Below are 6,491 nucleotides of genomic sequence, written 5' to 3' on the forward strand. Positions count from 1 at the left end.
AGGGGAGGCAGACAAGGGGAGGCAGACAAGGGGGAGGCAGACAAGGGGAGGCAGACAAGGGGAGGCAGACAAGGGGAGGCAGATAAGGGGGAGGCAGACAAGGGATTATGGGTGTTTTAGTGCAGCGTGTTTGATAAAAAGCTTGTGCTTTTCTTCAATCTATTATGTTTGTAATCTTCTTGTTTTCTTAAGAGATGTGCGTGTCTTTTCTCGTGTTTATCACTCAATATAAAATTCCAATGTAATCGCATATGGTTTGAGACAAAGATTAAGGTGGTGAACCCTACGATGAGGTAAAGGAGCGTGTGAGCGATACCAGCTTTTGTAGATCGGATGGCAAGCGCGCTTGTTTTAGAATTATGTTTTTGATGATAAAGGCCCYGCGAAAGCTTGTTGTYGCATYATGGYTTCYTTWCRTATTTTTGAGCTATGGGGTGTYATTTCCTTCAAGTGATCTTTCTTTGCTATGAAAGGGGTTGAGATATGAGGGAGTGAATGCGAGGGGGTGGATATGGAGGGTGGATGTGAGGGATTTGGATAGAGGCGTGTGGCTGTGGCTCTCACGAAGCTGTGGGGGAAAGCATTGTTTATAGAGCAGTGCAGGGGGTGTTTGTTTTTTTCTGTAAAAATGTAAAAGCGTAAAAATGGTGATCTGTAAAACAAGAATAGGAAGGTCGTAGAGGCTTTATGTATTATGGAGGCTTTGGGGTGTTTTGGGCTTTTATCATGGCATGAAATGGCGTGAGAGGAATTTGGGAGAATAAGTCTTGTGAATGAGGGGCTGGTTGGGATGAAGAGGCGGGTGTGGATGTGGAGGAGGATGCGGGGGAGTGGATGTGAAGCTAAAGGTGTGTCATCATTCGCCTTGCCATTCCCTTTTTACTTGATGATTTTCAAAACTATCCATCTCTTTTAAAGAGTGAAAATGATGCTTCTATTTTATTATTTGGCGTTTTAATGGGGGCGTTTCCTTATGCAAAAAATGCTATACTTTTTCCCTCAATAGCCTTGTATTGCTTATTTGCGGACTTGTTTTTAAAGAGACAAAGCCCATTTTGGTAATGATGAAGGGTATAAAATAGTAAAGCCCTCATAAAAATAATATATAATTTGGAAATAATATAAAATCTATTGTGTTTTCCTCATTTTTGTGTGTTCATGAAGAAATAAGCCGGCACTATTACACGCTTGGTATATATTTGGTACATATTTGGGGGGACGGTTTTAAAAAGCCCTAAAATGTTGTGGCCCCCTTGGTACTTGAGACGGTTCAAAAGAAACATGCTTTTTTATACAATTTTACGTCCCGCGAGATCCCATTGGCTTGTGATGTGCAAGTACGTGATTTTGATTGATTCAATATAAAGAGAGTTAAAATGAAAAAATTCTACAGTATTCGGGGGTATTTATTTAAGTTGGATGATGCTACATAATTGCTTTGGGTCAAGATCCGGCTTGGGCTAAGAGCTGAAAGGGGGAGAGGGGCTTAAAGATCGAAAGTTATTGGCAATTTTAAAGAGAGTATAGGGCATTTAAGCTTGCGTGGAAAATGAATGAGAGCGTTTTGGATAATGCTACATTATCGCTTTGATTATTACTTTGAACCAAGAGCCGTGTTGGGGTAAAAGGCGGCTTGGGCCAAAAGCCCGCTTGGGATAAAAGCTAGACACGAGGATGAGAGACTAAAAGGCTGTGGGACGCTGTAATCGGGGCGTTTACGCCCCGATGGTTTTGATGGATCAAATTTAAAAGTCTGAATCTTCTTTATTGGGCGCTTTATTGGGGAGCGATCATCTTTTTGGGATCAACCAGCCGGTCATAATCTTCGCCAGAAACGCCTGCTTTGAGAGCTTCAGTGCGCAGCGTTGTATCATTTTTATGCGCTGCTTTGGCAATTTCAGCGGCTTTTTCATAGCCAATTTCTGGAGTAAGAGCTGTGACTAACATGAGTGAGCGTTCCATGAGCGCGTGAATATGAACACGATTGGCCCGTAATCCTTGAATGCAATGCATATCAAAAGAACGCATGCAATCACCAAGAAGGGTGATGGATTGTAAAACGTTGTAGCCAATAACAGGTTTATAGACATTGAGTTCAAAATGCCCTTGGCTTGCGGCAAAGGTTACGCTGGTATGATTGCCAAAAACTTGGGCTGCAACCATGGTCATGGCTTCACATTGGGTGGGGTTAACCTTGCCAGGCATAATAGAAGAGCCGGGTTCATTTTCAGGTAAGGTGAGTTCCCCTAAACCAGAACGGGGGCCGGAGCCTAAAAACCGAATGTCATTGGCAATTTTAAAGAGATCAGCAGCTAAGGCATTCAAGCTGCCGTGAAAATGTGCAAGAGCACCATGATGGGCAAGGGCTTCAAATTTATTGTGCGCTGTCTTAAAGGGTATCCCTGTGAGGGTGCTGATCGTTTCTGCAAAGGCAACATCAAAACCTTTCGGGGCGTTGAGACCCGTTCCAACAGCTGTTCCCCCTTGGGCAAGCATTTGAACATCAGCAAGGGCTGTTTCAATACGATGAAGATTGGCTTCCAGTGCTACGCGATAACCTGAAAATTCTTGTGCAAGCGTTAGCGGGGTGGCATCTTGCGTATGGGTGCGCCCGATTTTGATAATGTCGGAAAATTCTTCTTCTTTTTTCTTGAAAGTGGTAATAAGGGCTTCAAGAATGGGAAAAAGATGTTGGCGCGTTTCCAGCGTGGTGGCAATGTGCAGCGCTGTGGGAAAGGAATCGTTGGATGATTGACTCATATTGACATGGTCATTGGGATGAACAGGCTTTTTGCTTCCCAGTTTGCCCCCCAAAAGCATGCTGGCATGGTTGGCAATCACTTCATTAACATTCATATTGCTTTGTGTCCCAGAGCCTGTTTGCCAAACAGAAAGGGGAAAATGCGTATCGAAGGCACCAGAGAGAACTTCATCGGCAGCAGTGACAATCGCTTTTCCAATCTTTTGAGAAAGTTTGCCTTTGTCCATATTAACAAGAGCAGCCGCTTTTTTGATAAGGCTTAAGGCGTAAATAATGGTAAGAGGCTGCTTCTCAGTGCCAATATTAAAATTATGCAGAGAACGTTCAGTTTGTGCACCCCAATAACGATCTTGGCGTACCGAAATCGTTCCAAAGCTATCCGTTTCCTGACGTGTTTCAACCATGATAAGATCCTTTTTTGTTCACGGGTTCTTTAAAAAGCTTAATAACGCCAAATGGCAAAAAGAAGCAAGACGTTGAAGCTTCATTTGGAGAAATTATTTTATGGTTATCCTTGACATTGAGAAAAACCGATTTTATATCTTGGATAGCGTTAGCACTCATACCTTAAGAGTGCTAGCAAGAACTTTCTAAGATTAATTCAATTATGTTCAGTTTTAAGGATTTAAAACATGGCTAATATACAATTCCGCCCACTTCACGACCGTGTCGTTGTTCGTCGGGTTGAATCTGAAAATAAAACCGCTGGTGGGATTATCATTCCTGATACAGCAAAAGAAAAACCACAAGAAGGTGAAGTTATTGCTGTTGGCAATGGCGCTCTCGACGATAACGGAAAGCGTGTGCCTTTAGAAGTCAAAACAGGGGACCGTATTTTGTTTGGAAAATGGTCTGGAACTGAAGTCAAGATTAATGGGGAGGACCTTTTAATCATGAAAGAATCTGACATTATGGGAATTATGGGCTAAGACGCGCTCAATTTTTCATTGTGTACTATTTTGAAAAAACTCCAAGGAGAAATTAAATGGCTGCTAAAGAAGTCAAATTTGGCCGTGAAGCGCGTGAGCGTTTGTTGCGCGGTGTCGATATCCTTGCTAATGCGGTTAAGGTGACACTCGGTCCTAAAGGGCGCAATGTGGTGATTGATAAATCATTCGGTGCACCACGTATTACAAAAGATGGTGTATCCGTTGCAAAGGAAATCGAACTGGAAGATAAGTTCGAAAATATGGGTGCGCAAATGTTGCGCGAAGTTGCTTCTAAAACCAATGATATTGCTGGAGATGGAACAACAACAGCAACTGTTTTGGGACAAGCTATCGTGCAAGAAGGCGTGAAAGCTGTTGCTGCCGGTATGAACCCTATGGATCTTAAACGCGGAATTGATGCTGCTGTGGATGAAGTGGTGGCTAATCTTTTCAAAAAAGCTAAAAAAATCCAAACTTCAGCAGAAATTGCGCAAGTTGGAACCATTTCGGCCAATGGCGCTGCTGAAATCGGTAAAATGATCGCTGATGCCATGGAAAAAGTGGGCAATGAAGGCGTCATTACCGTGGAAGAAGCGAAAACAGCTGAAACCGAATTGGAAGTCGTGGAAGGAATGCAATTTGACCGTGGCTATCTTTCCCCTTACTTTGTCACAAATGCTGAGAAAATGGTCGCAGATCTTGATGATCCTTACATTCTCATTCACGAAAAGAAATTGTCTAATTTGCAATCTTTACTTCCAGTTTTGGAAGCAGTTGTTCAGTCTGGCAAACCACTTCTTATCATTGCTGAAGATGTGGAAGGTGAAGCTTTGGCAACGCTCGTGGTGAACAAATTGCGCGGTGGCTTGAAAATTGCGGCTGTAAAAGCACCAGGGTTTGGTGATCGTCGTAAAGCAATGCTTGAAGATATCGCTATCTTGACATCTGGACAGGTGATTTCTGAAGATGTAGGCATTAAGCTTGAAAATGTCACTTTGGATATGCTTGGACGTGCAAAGAAAGTGAATATTTCTAAAGAAAACACCACCATTATTGATGGTGCAGGACAAAAGGCTGAAATTAGCGCACGCGTTAATCAGATTAAAGCGCAGATTGAAGAAACAACTTCTGACTATGATCGTGAAAAATTGCAAGAAAGACTTGCTAAACTCGCTGGTGGTGTTGCTGTTATCCGTGTGGGTGGTGCAACAGAAGTTGAAGTAAAAGAAAAGAAGGATCGTGTGGATGATGCGTTGAATGCAACACGCGCTGCTGTGGAAGAAGGTATTGTTGCTGGTGGTGGTACTGCATTGTTGCGTGCTGCAAATGCGTTGACCGTTAAGGGAAGTAATCCTGACCAAGAAGCGGGTATTAATATCGTTCGTCGTGCTCTGCAAGCTCCAGCACGCCAAATTGCAACCAATGCTGGTGAAGAAGCGGCGATTATTGTGGGCAAAGTGCTTGAAAATAATGCTGACACATTTGGTTACAATACCGCAACGGGTGAATTTGGTGATTTGATTGCTTTGGGAATTGTTGATCCTGTGAAGGTGGTGCGTTCTGCTCTTCAAAATGCAGCTTCAATTGCCAGCCTTCTGATTACAACAGAAGCAATGGTTGCTGAAATGCCAAAGAAAGATGCTCCAATGCCTCCAATTCCGGCTGGTGGAATGGGTGGAATGGGCGGAATGGATTTCTAAGCTCTTTTCCCTAAAGATAATTAAGAAACGGGTCTTTTCGGCCCGTTTTTTTTGTCTATTTTTTATGTTTCATAAAACTCCCTTTTATGATATAGCTATCTTATAGGGGTGTTCTTATTTTTTGCTGATTGATGTATCGTCATTGCACATTCACGGGCTTGTTTTGAAGAAACATCTCTCAAAGCACCCAAGCTTATTTCATGAGCGGTATCCATGAATGGTATAATGGTAAATCCATTGAGCACCCTCATCTTTACGTTTGTGAAGAAAAAAGCCGGCATCCATCACATACTTTGCCAGCTCGTGAGTGTTGCGGACCAACCCTTGGTACTTGAGAGCGTTCATAAGAACCATTTTTAGTCCTTATCGTATACAGTTTGATCCACAGACTTACCCTGCTTGTGATGTGCAAGAGACATGGTTTTGATTGATTCAAAATAGACAGATTTTAAATGAGAGAATCTTACGTTATTGGGGACTCTCATTCAAGTTAAATAATGCTAAATTATCATTGTATATCAATATATTGTTATTGCGTGAAGAGATTTCATGGTTGATTTATGGTTTTTTTCTCTTGCATGGATGAAATATTTTTATGGGGGCGTGATGGCCTTTGAAAATATATTGCTGATAAAAAGACAACAGCTTTGATTGATAAGTTTTTTCCTTAAAAGTTTTAATTTCCTCCATTTTGTTTTTTCATTTTAAGCTAACGCATTCATCATAAAAAAGCCTCTGTGCTTTCAGTGGGAGGAAATGAGTTTTATAAACCAACGCAATATGTAAGAGTGAGGCCCCATTGCGCTGGAAAGAGAGCATTGGCAAGAGAGCTTTACAGTGTGATGGGATTTATTTTTGATGAATAAGATGCTGCTCTTTCAAGCTTTTGCATAAAAAATCAATCTTTGCTTTGTTAAATAGCTTTTGTATCGATGTGTAGAGTTCGATAATTTTGATGAGCCGGTCTTATCTCTCTTCTGTTGGGATAATTTTTGAAAGTGGGAACGCCATTTGAGACGCTTAAATGAAGAAGCTTAAAGATAAAAAACAATTTTCTACTCATCATTTTTTATTTGATACGCTAATCCCGTAAATTGGGGC

Annotated in this window: 3 protein-coding genes; 2 read left to right on the forward strand and 1 reads right to left on the reverse strand. The window is 41.8% G+C overall.

The window, feature by feature from the left end:
- Positions 1–1,776: 1,776 nt before the first annotated feature.
- Entirely contained in the window at positions 1,777–3,165 is a 1,389-nt protein-coding gene (fumC, locus tag CEV08_RS08740; RefSeq protein ID WP_100131227.1) for a class II fumarate hydratase, read from the reverse strand.
- Positions 3,166–3,393: 228 nt separating this feature from the next.
- On the opposite strand from fumC, the gene groES reads away from it, so the two are divergent.
- Positions 3,394–3,690, forward strand: a complete 297-nt coding sequence (groES, locus tag CEV08_RS08745) for a co-chaperone GroES (RefSeq protein ID WP_005774667.1) — start codon at positions 3,394–3,396, stop codon at positions 3,688–3,690.
- Positions 3,691–3,746: 56 nt separating this feature from the next.
- On the forward strand, positions 3,747–5,390 hold the full coding sequence (gene groL / locus CEV08_RS08750; protein WP_100131228.1) for a chaperonin GroEL: 1,644 nt from the start codon (positions 3,747–3,749) through the stop codon (positions 5,388–5,390).
- Positions 5,391–6,491: the final 1,101 nt, after the last annotated feature.

The sequence above is a fragment of the Bartonella tribocorum genome, from assembly GCF_002778015.1.
GTDB classification, from domain to species: domain Bacteria; phylum Pseudomonadota; class Alphaproteobacteria; order Rhizobiales; family Rhizobiaceae; genus Bartonella; species Bartonella tribocorum_B.

Coding starts and splice junctions, on each gene's coding strand:
- fumC (WP_100131227.1), bottom strand. CDS start 3,165: ATGGTTGAAACACGTCAGGAAACGGATAGCTTTGGAACGATTTCGGTA.
- groL (WP_100131228.1), top strand. CDS start 3,747: ATGGCTGCTAAAGAAGTCAAATTTGGCCGTGAAGCGCGTGAGCGTTTG.
- groES (WP_005774667.1), top strand. CDS start 3,394: ATGGCTAATATACAATTCCGCCCACTTCACGACCGTGTCGTTGTTCGT.